At 69.1% G+C, this 19,332-nt stretch carries 18 protein-coding genes and 1 tRNA gene; 17 read left to right on the top strand and 2 right to left on the bottom strand.

What is annotated here, in order from left to right:
- The first annotated feature begins 3 nt into the window (after positions 1–3).
- The 10 genes from QN206_07145 (at position 4) to QN206_07100 (ending at position 10,029) form a co-directional block, all read left to right on the top strand.
- On the top strand, positions 4–1,806 hold the full coding sequence (locus QN206_07145) for an iron ABC transporter permease (GenBank protein MDR7614586.1): 1,803 nt from the start codon (positions 4–6) through the stop codon (positions 1,804–1,806).
- Positions 1,776–2,834 carry an amidohydrolase family protein gene (locus QN206_07140; protein MDR7614585.1) on the top strand — a complete coding sequence of 353 codons (1,059 nt, stop codon included), beginning with the start codon at positions 1,776–1,778 and terminating at the stop codon, positions 2,832–2,834. The genes QN206_07145 and QN206_07140 overlap by 31 nt, the downstream gene beginning before the upstream one ends.
- Positions 2,835–2,855: 21 nt before the next feature.
- Positions 2,856–3,935: a DUF763 domain-containing protein gene (locus QN206_07135; GenBank protein MDR7614584.1), complete on the top strand. Its 1,080-nt coding sequence runs from the start codon at positions 2,856–2,858 to the stop codon at positions 3,933–3,935.
- A gap of 93 nt (positions 3,936–4,028) precedes the next feature.
- A complete protein-coding gene (locus QN206_07130) occupies positions 4,029–4,733 on the top strand; it encodes a PD-(D/E)XK nuclease family protein (protein ID MDR7614583.1) in 705 nt (234 codons plus the stop codon).
- Positions 4,734–4,807: 74 nt separating this feature from the next.
- Entirely contained in the window at positions 4,808–5,299 is a 492-nt protein-coding gene (locus tag QN206_07125) for a ferritin-like domain-containing protein (protein MDR7614582.1), read from the top strand.
- 117 nt (positions 5,300–5,416) lie between these two features.
- Positions 5,417–7,177 carry an N-acetylmuramoyl-L-alanine amidase family protein gene (locus QN206_07120; GenBank protein ID MDR7614581.1) on the top strand — a complete coding sequence of 587 codons (1,761 nt, stop codon included), beginning with the start codon at positions 5,417–5,419 and terminating at the stop codon, positions 7,175–7,177.
- Between the two features lie 34 nt (positions 7,178–7,211).
- Positions 7,212–7,967 carry an MBL fold metallo-hydrolase gene (locus QN206_07115; GenBank protein MDR7614580.1) on the top strand — a complete coding sequence of 252 codons (756 nt, stop codon included), beginning with the start codon at positions 7,212–7,214 and terminating at the stop codon, positions 7,965–7,967.
- 23 nt (positions 7,968–7,990) lie between these two features.
- On the top strand, positions 7,991–8,713 hold the full coding sequence (gene rph / locus QN206_07110) for a ribonuclease PH (GenBank protein MDR7614579.1): 723 nt from the start codon (positions 7,991–7,993) through the stop codon (positions 8,711–8,713).
- Positions 8,710–9,306, top strand: coding sequence for an XTP/dITP diphosphatase (locus tag QN206_07105; protein MDR7614578.1), 597 nt, complete (start codon positions 8,710–8,712; stop codon positions 9,304–9,306). Before rph ends, QN206_07105 begins: the two co-directional genes overlap by 4 nt.
- Before the next feature lie 36 nt (positions 9,307–9,342).
- Positions 9,343–10,029 carry a hypothetical protein gene (locus QN206_07100; GenBank protein MDR7614577.1) on the top strand — a complete coding sequence of 229 codons (687 nt, stop codon included), beginning with the start codon at positions 9,343–9,345 and terminating at the stop codon, positions 10,027–10,029.
- Here QN206_07100 and QN206_07095 read toward each other — a convergent pair.
- Positions 10,018–11,652, bottom strand: a complete 1,635-nt coding sequence (locus QN206_07095; protein MDR7614576.1) for a DUF885 domain-containing protein — start codon at positions 11,650–11,652, stop codon at positions 10,018–10,020. The genes QN206_07100 and QN206_07095 overlap by 12 nt on opposite strands.
- 108 nt (positions 11,653–11,760) lie before the next feature.
- Here QN206_07095 and QN206_07090 point away from each other — a divergent pair.
- The 7 genes from QN206_07090 to QN206_07060 all read left to right on the top strand — a co-directional run bounded on the left by QN206_07090 (position 11,761) and on the right by QN206_07060 (position 18,135).
- Positions 11,761–11,835, top strand: a tRNA-Pro gene (locus QN206_07090).
- Between the two features lie 193 nt (positions 11,836–12,028).
- Positions 12,029–13,282, top strand: a complete 1,254-nt coding sequence (locus QN206_07085; GenBank protein ID MDR7614575.1) for an ABC transporter substrate-binding protein — start codon at positions 12,029–12,031, stop codon at positions 13,280–13,282.
- Positions 13,283–13,288: 6 nt separating this feature from the next.
- On the top strand, positions 13,289–14,158 hold the full coding sequence (locus tag QN206_07080; protein ID MDR7614574.1) for a branched-chain amino acid ABC transporter permease: 870 nt from the start codon (positions 13,289–13,291) through the stop codon (positions 14,156–14,158).
- Between the two features lie 15 nt (positions 14,159–14,173).
- Entirely contained in the window at positions 14,174–15,136 is a 963-nt protein-coding gene (locus tag QN206_07075; protein ID MDR7614573.1) for a branched-chain amino acid ABC transporter permease, read from the top strand.
- Complete coding sequence (locus QN206_07070; protein MDR7614572.1) at positions 15,133–15,921, top strand: ABC transporter ATP-binding protein; 789 nt, start codon at positions 15,133–15,135, stop codon at positions 15,919–15,921. The genes QN206_07075 and QN206_07070 overlap by 4 nt, the downstream gene beginning before the upstream one ends.
- Positions 15,922–15,927: 6 nt before the next feature.
- On the top strand, positions 15,928–16,635 hold the full coding sequence (locus QN206_07065; protein ID MDR7614571.1) for an ABC transporter ATP-binding protein: 708 nt from the start codon (positions 15,928–15,930) through the stop codon (positions 16,633–16,635).
- Positions 16,636–16,644: 9 nt separating this feature from the next.
- Positions 16,645–18,135 carry a biotin carboxyl carrier protein gene (locus QN206_07060; GenBank protein ID MDR7614570.1) on the top strand — a complete coding sequence of 497 codons (1,491 nt, stop codon included), beginning with the start codon at positions 16,645–16,647 and terminating at the stop codon, positions 18,133–18,135.
- Between the two features lie 9 nt (positions 18,136–18,144).
- Here the strand turns inward: QN206_07060 and QN206_07055 are convergent, their stop codons facing one another.
- The gene (locus QN206_07055) at positions 18,145–19,170 is read right to left on the bottom strand and encodes a glycosyltransferase (protein MDR7614569.1); all 1,026 of its coding nucleotides are present in this window, start codon (positions 19,168–19,170) and stop codon (positions 18,145–18,147) included.
- Between the last annotated feature and the right edge of the window lie 162 nt (positions 19,171–19,332).

The raw sequence follows: 19,332 nt of genomic DNA, 5'->3' as shown, positions 1-19,332 counted from the left end.
GCCGTGGGGCAGGAAGTGCAGCTGAGGATCCAAGCCCGCGAGGAACCGGTTTCCGGACTGAGCTGGCCGGCCCGGGCGAAGACGTTCACGGAGGTGCTCGGCCGGAGGTCCTTTGAGGCCCTCGTCCTCCTCGCGGCCGGGTGGCTCCTCCTCATGCCGCTATTGACCCTGGTCCTGAGCAGCCTGCGGGTGGGCAGTAACCTCCTGCCCTTCGAGCGGGCGGCCCGGTGGGGTCTAGGGAACTACCAGGAGCTGCTGGGTGGTGGTCCCGCCTACGGCCGGATGCTCGGGCACACCCTCGTGTACGTGGTGGGTGCCACGGGCGTGGCCCTCCTGGCCGGGGGGAGCGCCGCGTGGCTCGTGGAGCGCTCGGACGTGCCCGGCCGGCGGGCCTTTTATGCCTTGATGGTGGCTCCCCTCATGGTCCCGCCCGTGGTGCACAGCATCAGCTGGATCCTCCTGTTCGCGCCGGGAACCGGGCTCGTGAACGTGCTCTTCCGGAGGCTGGGGATTTCGGGAGGCCTCCTCAATGCCTTCAGCATGCCGGGCATGGTGCTGGCCCAGGGGCTTGGCCTAGCACCCCTCACGTTCATCCTCATCTCCGGGGCCCTCCGGGGACTGGATCTGCGGCTGGAAGAAGCCGCTTGGGTTTCCGGCGCCACCGTGCCAGCGACCTTGAGGCGGGTCGTCTGGCCCCTCCTCCGCCCGGCCATCGGCGCCGCCGGGATCCTCTCCGCCCTCATCGCCCTAGAGAGCTTCGAGATCCCGCTGCTGCTCGGGGCACCCGCGGGAATCCGGGTATACAGCAGCACCCTGTACTTCGCCGTGCACTCCATCTCCGCCCTGCCGGAGTACGGGAAGGTGGCGGCCCTCGCGGTTCCGGGACTGATCCTGGGGTTTGCGGCGCTCGCCGGGCTCAGACGGTGGATGGGTGCGAGCGAGCGGTACACCACCATCGGGGGCAAGGGATTTCAGGGGGGCGGGGTGCAGTTGGGGCCGGTGGGGCAAGCCCTGGGCCTTGCATACCTGACGATCCTCGCCGCCCTCCTCGCCCTCGGCCCCATCGTTCTTCTCGGCGTCATGAGTGGCTTCCCGGAGGCCTTCAGCACCGGTTTCCAACGGCTGGGGCGGTGGGATCCGGGGGCCTGGATGCAGGTGCTGAGGGAGGAGACCACCTGGAGGGCCCTGGGGAACAGTGCCCTGGCGAGCGGGCTCGGGGCCACCCTGGCCATGGGGTTGGGGGTGGTGGTGGCGTGGCTCGATGTGCGCCGGGGAGGCCGGGTGTGGAGCGGCATGGATTACGTGCTGCTCTCCTCCGTCACCCTTCCCTCCGTGGTCCTCGGGCTGGCCGCCATGCTTCTGTACCTCTGGGTGGGGCACGGGGTGTACGGGACGGTGTGGATGCTGGGGCTCGTGTACGCGGCCCGCACGGGGATCGTGAGCCGCTCGGCCCGGGCCGCGGTGATGCAGGTGAGTCGGGAGCTGGAAGAGGCAGCCTGGGTCTACGGGGCAAGCGGGACCGCGGTCCTGCGGCGGGTGCTGATCCCCGTGATCCTGCCGGGAATCCTCGGGGGGTGGCTGCTGCACTTCGTGGCCCACTACCGGGAGAGCACCCTGGCCCTGCTGCTGTATCAGCCGGAGAGCGTGGTGGCGGGTGTGCGCATCTGGCAGCTGTACGACGCCGGGCGCATGGGCGAGGCAAGCGCCCTGGGACTGTTGGTGGTGGGAATCTTGCTGGCCACGGTGTACGCCGCGGGCCGTTGGGGAGGATCCGGATGGACGGGGAGAGCGCGCCGGGGACGCTGAAGGTGGACATCTTCAGCCACATCTACCCGGAAGCCTTCTACCGCCGTGTCGCCAGGATTCTCGGAGAAGGTGGGGGTTCCGGAGCCTTTCAGCCTCCCGTCCGCCACGTGGCGCCCCTCGTGGATCTGGATACCCGGTTCCGGCTCATGGACCGCGTCCACCCCTATGTACAGGTCCTGTGCTTGGCAAGCCCTCCCATCGAGGTTCTCGCTCGGGGGGTGCAGGCAGCGGAGCTGGCTCGGCTTGCGAACGATGAGATGGCACGGTTGGTAGATCGCTATCCCGACCGGTTCGCGGGCTTCGTGGCCTCCCTGCCCCTGGACGACGTGGAGGCCGCGGTGCGGGAGGCGGAGCGGGCGGTGGAGGAGCTGGGCGCCACCGGGATCCAGATCTTCACCAACGTGCTCGGAAAGCCCCTGGACCGACCGGAGTTCCTGCCCCTCTTTGAGCGCATGGCCGCCTACGACCTCCCCATCTGGGTCCACCCCACCCGGGGACCGGCGGCCGCGGACTATCCCACGGAGGGACGCTCGAGGGTTGGGATCTGGTGGGCCTTGGGTTGGCCGTACGAAACCGCGGCCTTCATGGTTCGCCTGGCCTTCTCCGGGATCTTCGACCGGTTCCCCAGCCTGAAGATCATCACGCACCATGCGGGTGGGGTCCTGCCCTACGTGGCCGGCCGTCTTGGGCCCCGCAGCGGGCTAGAGCGAGCGGTGCTTCACTCCGGGGACCTCGCCGCATGGGAGGGGCTGCGGCGGCCGGTCTGGGGGGATCTCCGGATGTTCTACGCGGACACGGCGCTGTTTGGAAACGCTCCCGCCCTCGCATGTGCCCTCTCGTTTTTCGGGGAGGATCGTCTGCTGTTCGGGTCTGATATGCCCTTCGGTCCGGAGGAGGGCTGGGCCTACCTGGAAGAGGCCATCCGCGCGGTGGACGCCCTGCCCATCCCCCCGGAGAAGAAACGGCAGATCTTCTCGGGAAACGCCTTCCGGATCCTCCGCCTACGGGGACTTGCCGGCACCCGCTAAACTGGGCCCGGAGGTAGAGGCGTGCGCCGGACCGGGACCGCGATCCTCCCCCTCCACTCCGGCTCCGTCCCCCGGTGGCTGTTCGCGCGCATGGTGCGGCTCGGCCGGGCGGTGCTTGCGGCCCTGGTGGAGGACATCGGCCCCCGGGGGGTGCTGCGCCGGCTCAGCGATCCGTTCTGGTTTCAGGCCTTCGGGTGTCTACTGGGCTTCGACTGGCACAGCAGCGGCCTCACCACCACCGTGTGCGGGGCCCTCAAGGAAGCGGTGCGGGGCGCGGAGAAGGACCTGGGGCTCCTCGTGGCCGGGGGCAAGGGACGAGCCGCCCGGGCCACCCCGCAGGAAGTGCGGCACTACGGCGACCGGTTGGGGGTGGACGGGGACGTCTTGACCCGCTGCAGCCGCCTTTCTGCCAAGGTGGACAGCAGTGCGGTCCAGGACGGCTACGAGCTCTACCACCACACCCTCTTTGCCACGCTGGATGGGTCCTGGGCCGTCATCCAGCAGGGGATGCGCCCTCAAGACCGCACCGCCCGGCGGTATCACTGGCTGGGCGAGACGGTCCGGTCATTCGTGTGCGAGCCCCACGCCGCGGTGTGCTGCGATGTGCAAACCCCTACCCTCAACCTGGTGGCCGAGGAGGCCCAGCCCGTCCGGGAGGCGGTGGCAGACCTGGCCCGGGCGAACCCAGAGCGGATCTTGCGGGAGTTCCCGCGGGTTCTGGCGATGCCTGCACGCCACGCGCTGCGGCCGGAAGATGTCCACCCCCGACGACTGCGCACCGTCCTCCTCCGCACGTACGAGGCTCAGGCTCCGGACTTCGAGCGCCTTCTGGAGATCCCGGGTCTCGGGGCAAAGACCCTGCGGGCCCTCGCGCTGCTCTCGGAGCTCCTGGCAGGCACCCCGCTCTCGTGGCGGGATCCGGCCCGCTACAGCTTCGCCCACGGCGGAAAGGACGGCCATCCCTATCCCGTGGATCGGCCCACCTACGACCGCACCGTGGCCGTGCTGGAAGACGCCCTGCGCCGTGCCCGTACGGGAGAAACCGAGCGCCTCGAGGCCCTCCGCCGCCTGCACCGGTTCGTCCGGTCCGCCCGCCCCTGACCCGCCAGGAATCTCCCAGCAGGAACCCTGGCCAGAGTTGGAGAAAATTTGGACGTACAGGCGTTCGAATTTTGGCACGGGCGGAGGAGGGGGATGCGCGGGCCGATCCGGATCTCCGTGCGGCGCCTGGCGGAGGTGACGGAGGGAGGTTGCCCCCGTTGCTTCTGGATCACGTACCACCTGCCGGTCCCCTACCAGATGCCCTTCCCCGGAGTGCTGGGCGAGATCGACCGGGCCACCAAGCAGGTCATCCGGGACCACGTGGACCGGCACGGGACGCTGCCCGGTTGGTTTCCCCGGCTGGGCCGGGTGGTGGGGTATGTGGCCCCGCATCGGCTCCGGTGGCAGGTGTTCCAGGTGGAGGATCGCCGCCTGGGCCTTGTGCTCCGGGGGGAGCCCGACGAGATCTTCCGATTGGCGGACGGTTCGTATCACATCGTGGATTACAAGACCGCTCGGCTCACGGAAAGCCAGGAGTGGGCCCTTGCCGCCTACGAGGTGCAACTGAACGGGTACGCGTACATCGCGGAGCGCCTGGGCTACACGCCCCTCTCCGGCCTCTCCCTGGTGTACCTGGAGCCCCGGCGGTTTCACCCGACCCGGGATGGTTCCCGGGTGGCGCTCCTGTTTCGGGCAGTTCGTCGGCGGGTTCGTCTCGATCCCGAGGGCATCATCCCGCCCCTCCTGCGCCGGGCCCGGGAGATTCTGACGCGCCCCACGCTCCCTCCGGGCCATCCGGAGTGCCAGGACTGCGAGGTCCTGATGCGGCTCTTGGACCACCTCCGTGACAGGACCTGATCGATCCGGGGGCTTCCGCGGTCGGCTCATCTGTAAGACGATGTTGAGAGAACGCCCGGACAAGGAGGGATCCCATGGGACAGAAAGGTCGCGCCATCGTGGAGCTGGATGTGGAGCAGCTCGTCCAGGAACTGAAGAGGGCGTACCTGGACGAACTCCTCGCCTTCTACTCGTACTGGCTCACCGCGCAGGTGGCGGAGGGGTGGCACGGGGAGGAGCTGGTGGAGCACTTCGAGCAGGAGGCCCGGGAGGAACTGGAGCACGCAAAGAAGCTGGCCCTTCGCATCGTGGAGCTGGGGGGCGACCCCGTGGTGCATCCCAAGGATTGGGAGGCCGGCGCGAACGCCCCGTGGACGGCTCCCCGGGGGGACTGGTCGGATGCGGACGGGATGGTGGAGGACCAGCTCCGGGCAGAGCGGCAGGCCATCGAGGTCTACAACCGCCTCGCGAAGCTGACCTTCGGGAAGGACCCCGTCACCTACCAGTTGGCCACGGAGCTCCTGGCAGACGAGGTGCGGCACGAGGAGTTCCTGGAAGCCCTGAGCGCTAAGCGCCGCCGCGGGTAAGGGGACCTGGGCCCCGCAGCGCCGGGGCCCTTTTCTTTTTCTGAATCGCGCGGCTTGCGGCAGGAGTCTTGCTCCGCCGGATCGAACCGGAGGGAGGGAGCGCTCCTGCAGCAACCCATGACGGCTGGCCGAACTCGCAGACCCACCCTGCTCGCGCTCTCCTGCGCTGGCCTCCTCCTGCTCTCCCACCTGCCGGCCCTGGGACGGCCCGCCCCGCGCTTGGTGGTCCTCGGGGAGGAGTTGCCCACCGATCCCCCGGTGCTCCTGCGGGAAGGGGTGGTCTTCGCTCCCGTAGACCAGGCCTTCGTTCCCTACCGGGTCACGGTCGACTGGAACCCCGCGCGCCGCGTGGCGGAGGTCCGTGGGATACGGGGGGAGGTGGTGGTTCTCCGGGCTGGAGACCCCCTGGCTTCCGTGGGCTCCGACCTCCACCGACTCCCCGCCGCTCCCTTCGTCCTCGGGGACCGCCTGATGGTGCCCGTGGAGTTCGTGTACCGGGCGCTCGGGGCCTGGGTGAGATGGGAGCCCGAGGAGCAGACCCTGCACGTGGCCGCCCAGGTGGTCCGACTCGTCTTCGAGCGCTCCGGGATCTCGGGCGCGCGGCTGACGGTGGAGGCCACGGGACCGGTGGAGGCGCGGACCTCTTGGCTGCGGGATCCCGACCGCTTGGTCCTCGACCTCCTGCACGCGGCCTCCCGGATCGAGGCCCGGGAGCAGGAGATCGGGCAGGTGGGGGTCCGGCGGATCCGCGTGGGGCAGCTGCAGGTCAAGCCCTACATCACCCGGGTGGTCCTCGACCTGGAAAACTCCCTGGAGGTTGAGGTAAGGCCCGGAGCAGGGTTTGACCTCCAGGTGCTGCTTCGGCCGAGACCCTTCGGCGGGCCTCCGGATCCCTCCCCACCGTCCGCGGAACCGCCGGTTCCGAACCCCCAAAGCCCCGCTCCGGTTCGATCCGAGGGCCCCTCCCCCGCGGGTGGCCCTGCCGAAGATCCACCTCGCATCTTGGAGGTGCGGGCGGTGCGGGACGTGAGCGGGTTCCGCATCGTCGTGCAGGGGGACCGGCCCCTGCGCTACCAGGAGTCCACCTTGCGGGATCCGCCGCGCCTGGTGGTGGACCTTTCAGGGGTGTTCGTCCCCGTCAAGCAGGAGCTGGTGGTGGGGGGGCCGGTGGAGGTGGTCCGGGCCGCCCAGTTCCAGGTAGGCCCGGAGATCACCCGGGTGGTGATCCAGTGGCGGACTCCCGCCCCCTACCGGATCTCCACGGAGGACGGGGGGCGGCGGGTGGTGATCTTGATCGACGCGGCCGAACCGCCCCGCGGTCCTCCCTCCGGGCACGTGGTGGCCATCGATCCCGGCCACGGGGGGACGGATCCCGGCGCCATCGGGGGGACGGGGCTTGCGGAGAAGGACGTGGTGCTGGACGTGGGCCTCCGGCTGCGGGCCTTTCTCGAGCGGCAAGGAATCCGGGTGGTGATGACCCGGGAGACGGACCTCTTCGTGGATCTGGGCGCCCGAGTGCCCATCGCCCTGCGCGAAGGGGCCACCGTGTTCGTCAGCATCCACGCGAACGCCAGCGTCCGGAGTGTCATCCGTGGGGTGGAGACGTACTACCTGAAACCCGATGGGATGCGGCTCGCGACCCTGATCCAGGAGGAGCTGGCCCGTAGCCTGGGCATCCCGGACCGGGGGATCCGCACCGCGAACTTCAAGGTGCTCCGGGACAGCCCCGTTCCCGCGGTCCTCGTGGAGATCGGCTACCTCACCAATCCCATGGACGAAGCCCTCCTGCGCACTCCGGACTTCCGGGAGGCCGTGGCTCAGGCCATCGGCCGCGGCATCCTGCGGTTCCTCCGTTCCTTGCCCCCTCCGGCACCGTGACGGGTGGGGGCGCGCCTGGTAGAGTGGGAGTGGCATGCGGGTGACGGTCCTGGGACGTTGGGGAGGGTTTCCTCCCGCGGGCGGCGCCTGCTCCGGATACCTGGTGGAGGAGGACGGACGCCGGATCCTCCTGGACTGTGGTCACGGGGTGCTCTCCCGTTTGCTCCAGCGGGTGGACGTCTACGACCTCCATGGGCTCATCCTCACCCACCTGCACCCGGACCACGTGGCGGACGTCCCGGCCCTGCGCTTGGCCCTGGAGTGGAGCTGCTTTCCGCCCGAGCCCTGGCAGGGGCGGCTCCCCGCCCTCGGGCCCACGGATGCGGAGCGCTACCTCGCGTGCACCATGCAGTCCGAGCGGGGCCTCCGGGTGTTCGACCTACGGCGGATCGCTCCGGGCGAGGAGGGGGAGTTCTGCGGGTTCCGGGTGCGGTTCGCACGGACCCGACACCCCCTGGAGACCTACGCGGTCCGCCTGGAGGGGGCCGGCGGGGTGCTGGCTTACACCGCGGACACCGCCTTCGACGGGGAAGTGGTGGGCCTGTGTCGGGGAGCGGATCTGCTGGTGGCGGAGTGCACCTTCCCCGACGGCCTGGAAGAGGTGGCCCGGGAAGTGGGGCACCTCACCCCCCGCTTGGCGGGGGAGCTGGCGGAGGCGGCCGGGGTGCGCAGGCTGCTCCTCAGCCACTTCTTCCCCACCGTGGACCCTGAAGAGCTCGCCAACGCCGCGCGTGCGGTCTTTCCCCAGACCGTCTGCGCGGAAGAGCTGTGCACCTACGAGGTACGCTGAGGGGCGTCATGAGGGAGTCCGTGATCCGACGGGCGGATGGACGTGCCCCCAATGAGCTGCGCTCGGTGCGCATCACCCGCAACTACATCAAGCACGCGGAGGGGTCTGCCCTCATCCAGCTGGGGGAAACCCGGGTGGTGTGCACCGCCACCGTGGAAGAACGGGTGCCTCCGTGGCTGCGGGGCTCCGGCTCCGGGTGGATCACCGCGGAGTACGGGATGCTCCCCCGCTCCACCCGGGAGCGCACGCCTCGGGAGGGCGGAAAACCGGGAGGCCGGGCCGCGGAGATCCAGCGGATGATCGGTCGGTCCCTGCGGGCGGCCGTGGACCTGAAGAAGCTGGGAGAGCGGACCATTTGGTTGGACTGCGATGTAATCCAGGCGGACGGCGGAACCCGGACCGCTGCGGTGACCGGCGGATTCGTGGCGCTGGTGGACGCCCTCTCCCTTCTGTACCGCACCCAGGCGCTTGACGCCTGGCCCGTGCGGGCCTTCGTGGCCGCCACGAGCGTGGGGATCGTGGACGGGATCCCCATGCTGGACCTCAACTACGAGGAGGACGCCCGGGCCCAGGTGGACATGAACCTGGTGATGACGGACACCGGGGAGCTCGTGGAGATCCAGGGGACCGCGGAAGGCCGGCCGTTCCGGCGGGAGGAGCTCGACCTGCTCCTGACCCTGGGGGAGGCGGGGATCCGCAGGCTGGTGGAGGTGCAGAAGGCCGTCCTCCAGGAACGGAGCGGATGAGGGTCCTCGTGGTGGCCACCCGCAACGAGGGGAAGCTCCGGGAGTTGCGGCGGTTGCTGGAGGACCTGCCCTTCGAACTGCGGTCCCTCCAGGACTACCCGCACCTCCCACCGGTGCCCGAGGAGGGCTCCACCTATGCGGAGAACGCAACCCGGAAGGCCCTCGCGGTGGCCCAGGCCACGGGGGAGATCTCCCTCGCGGATGACTCCGGGCTTGAGGTGGACGCCCTGGACGGGGAGCCCGGCGTCCACTCCGCCCGGTTTTTGGGGCAAGATGCCACGGACGCGGAGCGCAACGCGGAGATCCTGCGGCGCCTTGCCGGGGTTCCCTGGGAGCGGCGCACCGCCCGCTACCGGGCGGTGGTGGCCGTGGCACTGCCAGACGGGACCGTGAGGACGTTCGAGGGAACGTGCGAGGGGAGGATCGCCCTTGAGCCCCGGGGGAGCGGGGGATTCGGCTACGACCCCATCTTCTACGTCCCGGACCTGGGGCGGACGGTGGCGGAGCTCCTTCCTTACGAGAAGGACCGCATCAGCCATCGGGGAAAGGCCATGGCGCAGGCCCGCGAGTTCCTGAGAAGCCTTGCGGGATGATACCATCCTACCCGGAGCTTGCGCGGGGAGGGAACGATGGAGCGGGTGTTCTTCGACAATCCCTTCTGGAATTACTGGGCCTTGACCTTTGCGGTCTTCCTCATCTATCTCTTCTCCTTCGTGGTGGCGGGCATGGATGTCCGGGAGGAGCTCGCGGAGGCCCGGCGCAAGGCCCAGCAGCGGCGTGGCCGGGTGCAGCCCCGGTTCGAGAATCCCCTCGGGGACCGGACGGTGGCGCAGACCCTGGATCCCGGCCGCAACCGCATGCTCCCGCCCCACCTGCAGTGGGTGTACGACCAGGTGGCACCCGTCGCCCACGGACTGGGAATCCGGGCGCGCATCCTCGTGTACGAGGACTCCAGGGGGCATCCCCTCATCCACCTCACGGATGGGCAGCGGCTGGTGAGCTACCGGTTGGACAAGACCCTGGCCCAGGAGGCCCGGGCCGGGGACGCGGAGAAGGTGCGGGAGGTCCGGGAGCGGGTCGAGCGGTTCATGCGGCTGGAGTGGCTGGGCGACGAGACCGCCATGCAGCGCACCACGGAGCTCGCCCGGGAAGCCCGGCCGCAGGCAAGGCCGGAGGCCCCGGCTCCGGCCCGGAGCGCAGAGCTGGCCGCGGCAAATCCCGGGGACGAGGATCCCCGGGCGGCGGAGCGGCGCCGGATCCTCGAGGAGGCCCGGGCCCGGGCCGCGGCCCGCAAGTCTCCCCCCTCAGAGGAGTGATCCTTCCGGATTCCGGAGCAGGACCTGGCGGGCCACGGGAATCGGCGGAGCGCCCAGCTGGAGCAACCGATCGTGAAACTCCCGGAGTCGGAAAGCGCCCCCACGTTCCCTCTCGTAGTCCCGCCGCAGCTTCCGGAGCATGAGCTTGCCGAGGGTGTAGTTCAGGTAGCCGGGATCGAAGGTCCCCCGTTGCGCCTCCCGGTAGGCGGGGAGGGGCTCAAGATACGCGTCCTCCACGAACCTCCGTGCCGCCCGTGCCACCGTCATTCCCTCCGTGTGCATCTGGATGCTCACCACGAAGCGGACAGCCCGGAGGAGGGCGTCTAAGAGCTGGGCGAGCCGCAGCCTCTCGTCCCCGTATCCCTCCTCCACCATCATCTCCTCCGCGTAGTGCGCCCATCCCTCCACGAAGGAGTACGCGTGGAAGACTTTCCGGACCCTGCTGGGCACGCGGCGCATGTACAGGAAGTGGACATAGTGCCCGGGATAAACCTCGTGCACGCTGGTGTTCCGCAGGGTGTACGGATCGAACCGCCGCATCCACTCTTCCTTCTGCTCGGCGGGCCAGTCCGCCTCCGGAAGGGTGAGGTAGTAGTAGGAGTCCGTGCTGACCTCCTCGAAGGGACCCGCGGTGTCCATGAGGGCGAAGGCCCAGCGCAGGAACGGCGGGGTGGGCTCCACGTGCAGACGATCTCCCACGGGGAGGGGGACCACCTCTCGCTCTTCCAGGAAGACCCGGAGCTCCTGGAGGAGGGTGCCCGCGAGGGGGATCAACCCTTCCTCGGGAGGGTGCTCCTCGCCCAGCATGCGGACCACCTCCGCCGGAGGGCGACCGGGAGCGATGCGGCGGCTTACTTCCTCACAGGCCTCGCGGAGCCGGACGATCTCCTGCTCGCCGATCTTCAGAAGGGTGGGGAGGTCCATCTCCAGCCTTTCTCCCACCCACAGCATCCGGCGATAGAGGGTCTCTCCCAGGGCGAACGTCTCCACGGCCTTCGGCAGGACCTCCTCCTGGAGGAATTCCAGAAACGCCCGAACCGCGGCCGCGGCCTGGGCATTGGCCGCCAGCAGCCGGTGGCGGACGGCAGGGGAGGCAGCTGCCGTTGCCCGCGGGAGGTCCTGCTCCAGGTAACGCAGCATCCCCCGGAAGATCTCCATGGCCACTTCCACGTGCGGCCTCGCGTAGGGCCCCACCAGATTCCGCCGCGCCGTCTGGAGGAGACCCGGTACCTGCCGCTGGTACTCTGCCAGCCGCTCCAGGCGCTGATCCAGGGGCGCGTAGGCGCGCTTGAGATAGTGGGTGGTGTCGAGAAAGGTGCTGTACAGGATGGGGTTGCGCTCGAACTCCCGCAGCTCCTCGAGCTCAAAGCACTCCTTTTCCACCGCGGCCCGCAGCACTTGGAGGTCCAGGACCTGCTCCGGGGAGAGGACGTGCGGATCCACGGCCTCCAGCGCCCGCCGGGCGGCCCGGAGGGCTCGCAGGCGAGCGTCCCGGGAGGCCGGGTCGTACCTGCCGGCGACCCCGTCGTAGGCGTGAAGCCCAAGCCCGCTCGCCCACAGGGGGTAGAAGTCGAAAGTGGCTTGTAGGATTTCCTCCACCAACGCCTCAAAAGTTCCGCGCACGGTTCCCCTCTCCATTTCGCGGGATCTTTCCCGAGCGATTCGAGCAGTCGGGGGCGAAATCCTGGCCGTTGACGGCCCGGAAGGTGAGGGCTACAGTGGGAACGGCCCCGGGGCGTGGCGCAGGGGCAGCGCGTCGGCTTTGGGAGCCGAAGGTCGCCGGTTCAAATCCGGCCGCCCCGACCACCACGAGCCTTCCGGCCCCTCGCAGCCTCCGGATAAACTTTTTGGATTGACGGGAGGGGAGGACCTCCATAGAGTGGTGCTGTGGATTTGTATAGACAGACCGGATGACCGGGGTGCGTCGGGGGTGTGCGGGCGTTCTCGGGTGTGGCCGGCCGGGGCGGTTCCAGAAACCGGGAAAAGGAGGCGAGGGGCCATGCGACGGATGTCGGGGTGGGAAGCGGTTTGCGTCCTCCTCGGGCTGGTGGGCGTCCTGACCGTTCCCCTGCTGCGGACGGGGAGCGCGGTGGCCCAGCAGCGGGAGCCCATCCTGGTGGGGGAGATCGTCTCCGCCAGCGGGGCTTTCGCGGTGCACCACCACGGGCAGCACGGAGCCGCCCTCGCGGTGGAGGAGATCAACGCGAAGGGCGGGGTACTGGGTCGGCCGCTGCAGCTCATCACCCGGGACGACAAGTCCTCCGGGGAGGAAGGGGTGAAGGCGTTTCGGGAGCTGGCGGGGATGGGAGTGGTGGCCATCATCGGGCACTCCTTCGCGGCTACGGTCCTGGCCTCCTCGCCGCTCGCGCGGGACTTGCACATCCCCTACCTCGTGAACATGGGCTACACCGCGGAGATCACGGAGAAGGACGGGCACCCCTACATCTTCCGGACCTTCACGAACGAACGGGTCTTCACCCGGGCCTTCGCGGAGATGATCGCGAAGCTGCCGGCCCGGCGGTACTGCACCATCGCGGTGGACTTCGTCTACGGCCGGAGCGGCACGGCCCAGATCCTGGGCAGCCTCCGGGCCCTCCGTCGGGACGTGGAGGTGCTCCCCGGATGCCAGTACTGGGTCCCTGTGGGGCAGCTGGATTTCACGCCCTACATCACCGCCATCCTCGGGCAGAAGCCGGACGCCCTGCTGTTCGCCGGGATGGTGGCGCTGCCGGGGGAGGCCTTCGTGAAGCAGGCGAAGGCGTTCCGGCTCTTCGAGCAGGTCCAGGGGCTCCATCCCACCCTGGCCATGCCCGGGAACAGCGCGGGGTTGCGGCGGGAGGACATCCCGGAGGGGATCCTCACGGGCTCGGACCTCCCGTATCCCCCTCCGCGGCCCGAGCTCCGGGCCTTCGTGGAGGCCTACCGGCGGCGGTGGAACCACCTGCCCACGGAAGCCGCGGTGCATGCCTACGCCTCCGTGTACCTCCTGAAGGCGGGGCTGGAGAAGGCGAAGCGGGTGGACCGGGAGGCCTTGGCCAAGGCGCTCGTGGGCATGACCTACCTCCATCCCTCCCACGGCTGGGTCCGGCTGCGGCCGTTCGACAACCAGTCCACCGCGGGCTGGTGGTTCGGGCGGCTCACCTGGGATTCTACCTACGGTCGGGCAGGGCTTGCGGACCCGCGGTACGTGGAGGGGGAGAAGTACCTCCTGGGAGAGGAGCAGATCAAGCGGCTCCGGGCCCTGGGCCGGTAGCGCGGCATGCACGCCCTCCTGGGCCTCCAGCTCATCAGCGCCCTGGTCTCCGCCTCCTTCCTGTTCCTGCTGGCGGCCGGGGTATGGCTTGTGTTCGGCGTCTCCCGGTTCCTGAACCTCGCCCACGGATCCTTCTTCATGCTCTCGGGGTTCCTGGCGTATGCGCTGGGGGAACTGCTCCTCCATCGGGCGGGAGGCTTCTGGATCCTGATGGGGACCGTCCCCCTGCTCACGGGTCTTGTGGGGGCAGGACTGGAGCGCGTGCTCATCCGTAGATTCTATGGGGCGCCCCTCCGTGTCCAGCTCCTGCCCATGGTGGCGCTCATCTTCATGATCTCCGACCTCTGTCGGTACATCTGGGGGGAGTTCCCGAAGAGCGTTCCCGTCCTGGGGCGGTTCGGGACGATCTCCATCGGGGGAGTAACCTTCCCCGGTTACTACGCGGTGGTGATCGGGGTAAGCGGAGGGGTGGCACTGGTCCTTGGATGGATCGTGCAGCGTACCCGGTGGGGACGGCTGGTGCGGGCTGTGGCCCAGGATCGGGAGATGGCGGCCGCATGCGGGGTGGACGAATCGCGGCTCGCGACCCAGGTGTTCGCGGTGGGGACCGCCCTGGCGGGGCTCGCGGGCGTTCTGGTGGTGCCCATCTCCGGGGCGAGCTTGGGGATGGACGTGAGCGCGGTGATCGACGCCTTCGTGGTGGTGGTGGTGGGCGGATTGGGGAGCATTCTCGGGGCGGCGGCCACCGCGGTCCTGGTGGGGCTCACGCAGGCCTTCGGCATCCTCGTGCTTCCGCAGTTCGCCATCGCCTTTGTCTTCGCCCTCATGGCCCTGGTGCTGATGGTGCGACCGAAAGGGCTGTTCGGGGTGGACTGAGGGGCGAGGGGAGCCGTGGAGGCCAAGCGCTTGTGGGACGCACAGACGCTCGCGGCCGCCCGCCCAGGGACGTGGGGACGGCTCCTCATCGGGACGGTGGGGATTGTGGGACTCCTCGCGGTGCCCCTGGTCCTCCCCTCCCCCTATGTGGTGCAGGCCGTGGACGTGCTGCTGGCGGCCCTCCTGGCCACGAGCCTCAACCTCCTGGTGGGATACGGCGGCATGCTCAGCCTGGGACACGCGGCCTTCTTTGGGGTCGGCGGGTACGTGGCGGGGATCCTCGTGAAGCGCGTGGGGCTCCCGTGGTTCGCCACCGTGGGGGTGGGGACCGTGGCGGCCATCCTCGCGGCCGCAGGGGTCGGGTACTTCTGTGTCCGGCTGGCGGGCGCCTACTTCGTCATGCTCACCCTCGCCTTCGGCCAGCTCCTGTACACCGTGTTCTGGAAGTGGAAGGAATTGACGGGCGGCGACGATGGCCTCACGGATGTGTTTCCGCCGGCTCCCTGGACGGAGCCCCTGATGTACTACTACCTGGTGCTGGTGGTGGTCGGGCTCGCCCTCTGGGGGCTTTGGCGGGTCTGCGAGTCCCCCTTCGGCGCTGCCCTGAGGGCCGTGCGGGATAGCCCGCACCGGGCGGAGGCCATCGGGATCCCCGCGCGACGGGTGCAGTGGGCGGCGTTCACCCTCTCCGGAGGACTCGCGGGACTCGCGGGAGGTCTGTTCGTCTTCCACCACGGGAGCATCTTCCCCAAGGTGGCGGGCTGGCAGAGCTCTGCGGAAGCGGCCCTCATGGTGGTGCTGGGAGGGGCAGACCGGTTCGCGGGTCCTGTACTGGGGGCCGTGGTGATCAAAACCCTGACGTTCCTGGCTCCCCGGGCCACGCCCTACTGGCAGTTCTTCCTCGGGGGATTGCTGGTGTTGGCGGCCTTCCTGGCCCCCAGGGGGCTTGTGGAGGTGTGGGGTAGACGGCGGGGGTGAAGGAAGCCTTGCACGAGTGGGTCCTTCACACCGAGGACCTCTGGAAGCGGTTCGGGGGAGTGGCCGCGGTGGCCGGGGTAAACCTCGCGGTGCGCGAGGGGACCGTCCACGCCATCATCGGTCCCAACGGGGCGGGCAAGACCACCCTCTTCCACCTCCTCACGGGATTCCTGCGGCCGGACCGGGGCCGGATCTGGATCCGGGGGGAGGACGTTACGGGATTGGCCCCACATCGGGTGGTGCAGAAGCGGGTCGCACGGACGTTCCAGATCACGAGCGTCTTTCCGACCGCCACCGCTCTGGAAAACGTGCAGCTGGCCTGTGCGGTCCTGGGGGGCCACCTGTGGCAGCCGTTCGCGCCCTTCCGCCGGGTGGCGGTCGAGAAGGCGTGGGACATCCTCCGGCAGGTGCACCTGGAGGAGCAGGCCCACCGACGGGCAGGGGAGCTCCCGCACGGAGACCGCAAGAAGCTGGAGCTGGCCCTGGCCCTCGCGTGTGATCCGGAGATTCTGCTGTTGGACGAGCCCACTTCCGGGATCCCGGTCCCGGAGCGTCCATCGCTCATGGCCCTGGTGCGGAGGGTGGTGGAGGCGCGGGGGATCACCACCTTGCTCATCGAGCACGATATGGACGTGGTGTTCTCCGTGGCGGACCGCATCACCGTGCTGAACCGGGGCACGGTGATCGCGGAGGGGCGTCCGGAGGAGATCCGGGCGGATCCGGAGGTCCGGCGGGTCTACCTCGGGGAGGGGGTCCGGGGAAGCGGGAGGCCTGAGGGACGGTAAGGAACCATGCTGGTGCTGGAGCGGGTGTTCGCGGGGTATGGCCACGGCTGGGTTCTCCAGGACGTGGCCCTCTCCGTCCAGGAAGGAGAAGTCGTGTGCCTCCTGGGACGGAACGGGGCCGGCAAGAGCACCACCCTGAAGTCCATCATGGGCCTGGTCCCGCAGGTGGAAGGGCGCATCCTCTTCCGCGGGCAGAACCTGGTCGGGCGTCCCCCCCATACCATCCGGCGCATGGGGATCGGGTACGTGCCGGAGGACCGCCGCATCTTCCCCGGGTTGACGGTTCTGGAGAACCTGCTGGTGGGCGCGGAGGGACGCCCCCAAGCCCGGGGCGGCCAAGGGTGGACGGTGGAGAAGATCTTCGAGCTCTTCCCCGCCTTGGAGCCCTTGCAGAACCGGCCCGGCCGATCCCTCAGCGGGGGAGAACAGCGGATGCTGGCCATCGCCCGTGCCCTCATGGGGGATCCCAGGATCCTGCTGCTCGACGAGCCTTCCGAGGGCCTGGCCCCTTTGGTGGTCCAGGCCCTCTGGGAACAGGTCCGGAAGCTCAAGGAGACGGGACTGGCGATCCTGCTCTCCGAGCAGAACCTATGGTTCGCCGCGGGCCTCAGCTCGAGGATCTACATCCTGGACAAGGGTCAGGTACAGTTCCAGGGCACGTACGAGGCCCTCCTGGGGGACGAGTCGCTGAAGCAGGCCTATCTTGCGGTTTGAGGGAGGAGGATGGATCCGGTACGGCTTGTGGACACGACGCTTCGGGACGGAGCCCAAAGCCTGTGGGCCTCCGACATCCCCACGCGGCTCATCGCGGAGGTGGCGGAGGATCTGGTCCGGGCGGAGTTCCAGGCGGTGGAGGTGCCGGTAAATCCCATTTACTTCAAGAAGTTCGTACGGGATCTCCGGGAGGATCCGTGGGAGATGTGTCGGGTGGTGGCACGGGTCCTCCGGGACGTGACCAAGGCGTGCATGGGCGCCGTGAGCCTCAACCCCTTCGCGGGTGTCAATCCCCGCTGCCTGACCATGCTGTTCTTCGAGCGGGTGGCGGCCCTCGGGGCGTTGAACCGGGCCCAGCTCACGGCCAACACCATGGACCAGCCCAAACGGCTCTTCCCGTGGCTGGTCCCCTTCCTGCGATCCCTGAACTACCAGATCGTCTTCGCCCTCTCGTACACCCTCTCCCCCCGGCACACGGATGCGTATTACGCGGAGAAGACCCGGGAGCTCTTGGCCTTCAAACCGGATGCCATCTACCTCAAGGATCAGGGGGGACTCCTCACGCCGGACCGGGTCCGGACCCTGCTGCCCGCCATCCTGGAGGCCGCGGGGGATGTCCCGGTGGAGCTCCACTCGCACTGCACCACGGGGCTCGCGCCCCTCTGCTATCTGGAGGCCATTCAGCTGGGAGTCCGGGTCGTGCACACCGCCATCCCGCCCCTCGCGAACGGGTCCTCGCAGCCCTCCGTGTTCAACGTGATGCACAACGCCCGGTATGTGGGAGTGCCGGTGCGGGTAAAGGAGGAGGCGGTGCGGGCGGCTTCGGAGCGGCTGTGGGCGTTCGCCCGAAGGGAGGGGAGGCCCGTGGGGATGCCCTTGGAGTACGACTACGGCCAGTACGTGCACCAGGTCCCGGGAGGGGTCATCTCCAACCTGCGGTTCCAGCTGCGGGAGCTGCGCATGGAGCACCGGTTGCAGGAAGTCCTGGAGGAGATCGTGCGGGTCCGGGCAGACCTCGGGTACCCCATCATGATCACGCCCTACTCCCAGCACGTGGCCACACAGGCGGCTCTGAACGTGCTGACGGGGGAGCGATACCAGCTGGTGACGGACGAGGTGATCCGGTTCGCCCTCGGGGCCTTTGGGGAAGACTCGGGGTACACCTGGATGGATCCGGAGGTGAAGGATCGGATCCTCGGACGGGCCCGGGCGCGGGAGATCGCCGCCCAGTTGGAGGCGCTGCGGGAGGAGGAAGAGGCCCCCCTGGAGGTGGTCCGGCAGAAGCTGGGAATGGTGCACGCGGACGAGGAGACCCTGCTCCTGCACTGCATCATGAAGGGGGAGGGAGAGGTACAGGGGGTGAAGGGGAACGGCGGCCGGGCGGCCGGGGCCTCCCGGAACTCCCTGGCCGTGCTGTTGGAGCGCCTGAGCGCGCAGCCTCAGGTGCGGTACGTGGCCATCCAGAAGGGGAACACCTCCCTCGTGCTCCGATCCGCATAGGTGCCGGCCTCAGGGAACCGGGTTCGCGCGGGGGGCGCCCGTGCGCTGGAGGAGCAGGTCCTGGTACAGGTCCCGTAGCCGGATGCCCACCACTTCCAGCCGGTGCTGCTCCGCGAAGGCCCGGGCCTGCCGCGCGAGCCGTTCCCGGAGTTCGGGGTCGTCCCGGAGCTGGCGGATGTACGCGGCGAAGGCATCCGGGTCGTTGGCCATTAGGCAGTTCACCCCGTGGGCGAACCGGTCGCGGAAGCAGTCCACCGCGCGCAGCAGGAGGGGCTTTCCGCAGGCGGCTGCCTCCAGCACCGCGATCCCTTCATTCTCCACCGCGCTGGGGAAGAAGAAGACATCCCCCGCGGCGTAAGCGTCCAGCACGTTCTCCACGTACCCCGTGAACCGGACGTTCTCGGGTGCCCGCTCCAGGACCCTCAGGGTCTCGGACTTCACCGCCTTGTGGATGGGACCGAACCACACGAATCGAACCTCCGGCACCCGCCTCGCGGTCTCGCAGAAGAGCTCGATCCCCTTACGCAGGAGCACCAATCCCACCGCGAACACCACGAAGCCGTTGAGGCGATACCGGGACCGGCCCCGGATGCGCCGCCGGGGATCCGGGGTGAACCGTCGCACGTCCACCCCGTTGCTCACCACCTCCACGGGCGCCTCCACGCCATGCCGTCGGAGGATCCGGGCCGTGTAGGGGCTTGGGGCGATCACGAGGTCCGCCCGGTTGTAGAAGTACCGGAGGTAGCGTCCCAGCATGGGCGCCACTGCATCGCTCAACCGGAAAGAGTTCGCGAAGTCCTCCGCGGTGGTGTGGGCGTGTACCACCACGGGCCGCGTGCCCGCGGTGCGCTCCAGGAGCAGCAGGGAGAGAGGACCCGTGGAGTGGAGGTGCAGGAGGTCGTGCGGGTCTCGGGGCCGGAGGGCGATCTCAACCCCGGCCAGACGCAGCGCCTCCATGTGGTTCCGGTATGCGGTGCGAATCCCGCCACTGGGAAGAAGGGAGGGACGGTACTCGTAATACACGCAGACCCGCACCGGACGCTCCTCCTTTCGCATCCAGCAGGACCTGGTGTCGGCCGCGTGTGCCATCCATCACCCGGGAAGATGTTCGACGATTCTGTGCTCTCCTCCTTCCGTGGCCATCGGGCCACCATTTCGGTATACTAAAGACGCGTCTCAATCTGTCCAAGGCCGGTC

The organism is Armatimonadota bacterium, from assembly GCA_031460175.1.
In the GTDB taxonomy this organism is placed as follows: Bacteria; Sysuimicrobiota; Sysuimicrobiia; order Sysuimicrobiales; family Sysuimicrobiaceae; genus Sysuimicrobium; species Sysuimicrobium tengchongense.
The sequence above is the reverse complement of the archived record's forward strand: the minus strand, read 5'-3'. Positions and strand labels throughout refer to the sequence as shown.

Excerpts from the sequence above, each read along its gene's own strand:
- QN206_07065 (MDR7614571.1), top strand. The coding sequence starts at position 15,928 with ATGCTGGTGCTGGAGCGGGTGTTCGCGGGGTATGGCCACGGCTGGGTT.
- QN206_07140 (MDR7614585.1), top strand. The coding sequence starts at position 1,776 with ATGGACGGGGAGAGCGCGCCGGGGACGCTGAAGGTGGACATCTTCAGC.
- QN206_07120 (MDR7614581.1), top strand. The coding sequence starts at position 5,417 with ATGACGGCTGGCCGAACTCGCAGACCCACCCTGCTCGCGCTCTCCTGC.
- QN206_07115 (MDR7614580.1), top strand. The coding sequence starts at position 7,212 with ATGCGGGTGACGGTCCTGGGACGTTGGGGAGGGTTTCCTCCCGCGGGC.
- QN206_07105 (MDR7614578.1), top strand. The coding sequence starts at position 8,710 with ATGAGGGTCCTCGTGGTGGCCACCCGCAACGAGGGGAAGCTCCGGGAG.
- QN206_07100 (MDR7614577.1), top strand. The coding sequence starts at position 9,343 with ATGGAGCGGGTGTTCTTCGACAATCCCTTCTGGAATTACTGGGCCTTG.
- QN206_07080 (MDR7614574.1), top strand. The coding sequence starts at position 13,289 with ATGCACGCCCTCCTGGGCCTCCAGCTCATCAGCGCCCTGGTCTCCGCC.
- QN206_07125 (MDR7614582.1), top strand. The coding sequence starts at position 4,808 with ATGGGACAGAAAGGTCGCGCCATCGTGGAGCTGGATGTGGAGCAGCTC.
- QN206_07060 (MDR7614570.1), top strand. The coding sequence starts at position 16,645 with ATGGATCCGGTACGGCTTGTGGACACGACGCTTCGGGACGGAGCCCAA.
- QN206_07130 (MDR7614583.1), top strand. The coding sequence starts at position 4,029 with ATGCGCGGGCCGATCCGGATCTCCGTGCGGCGCCTGGCGGAGGTGACG.
- QN206_07085 (MDR7614575.1), top strand. The coding sequence starts at position 12,029 with ATGCGACGGATGTCGGGGTGGGAAGCGGTTTGCGTCCTCCTCGGGCTG.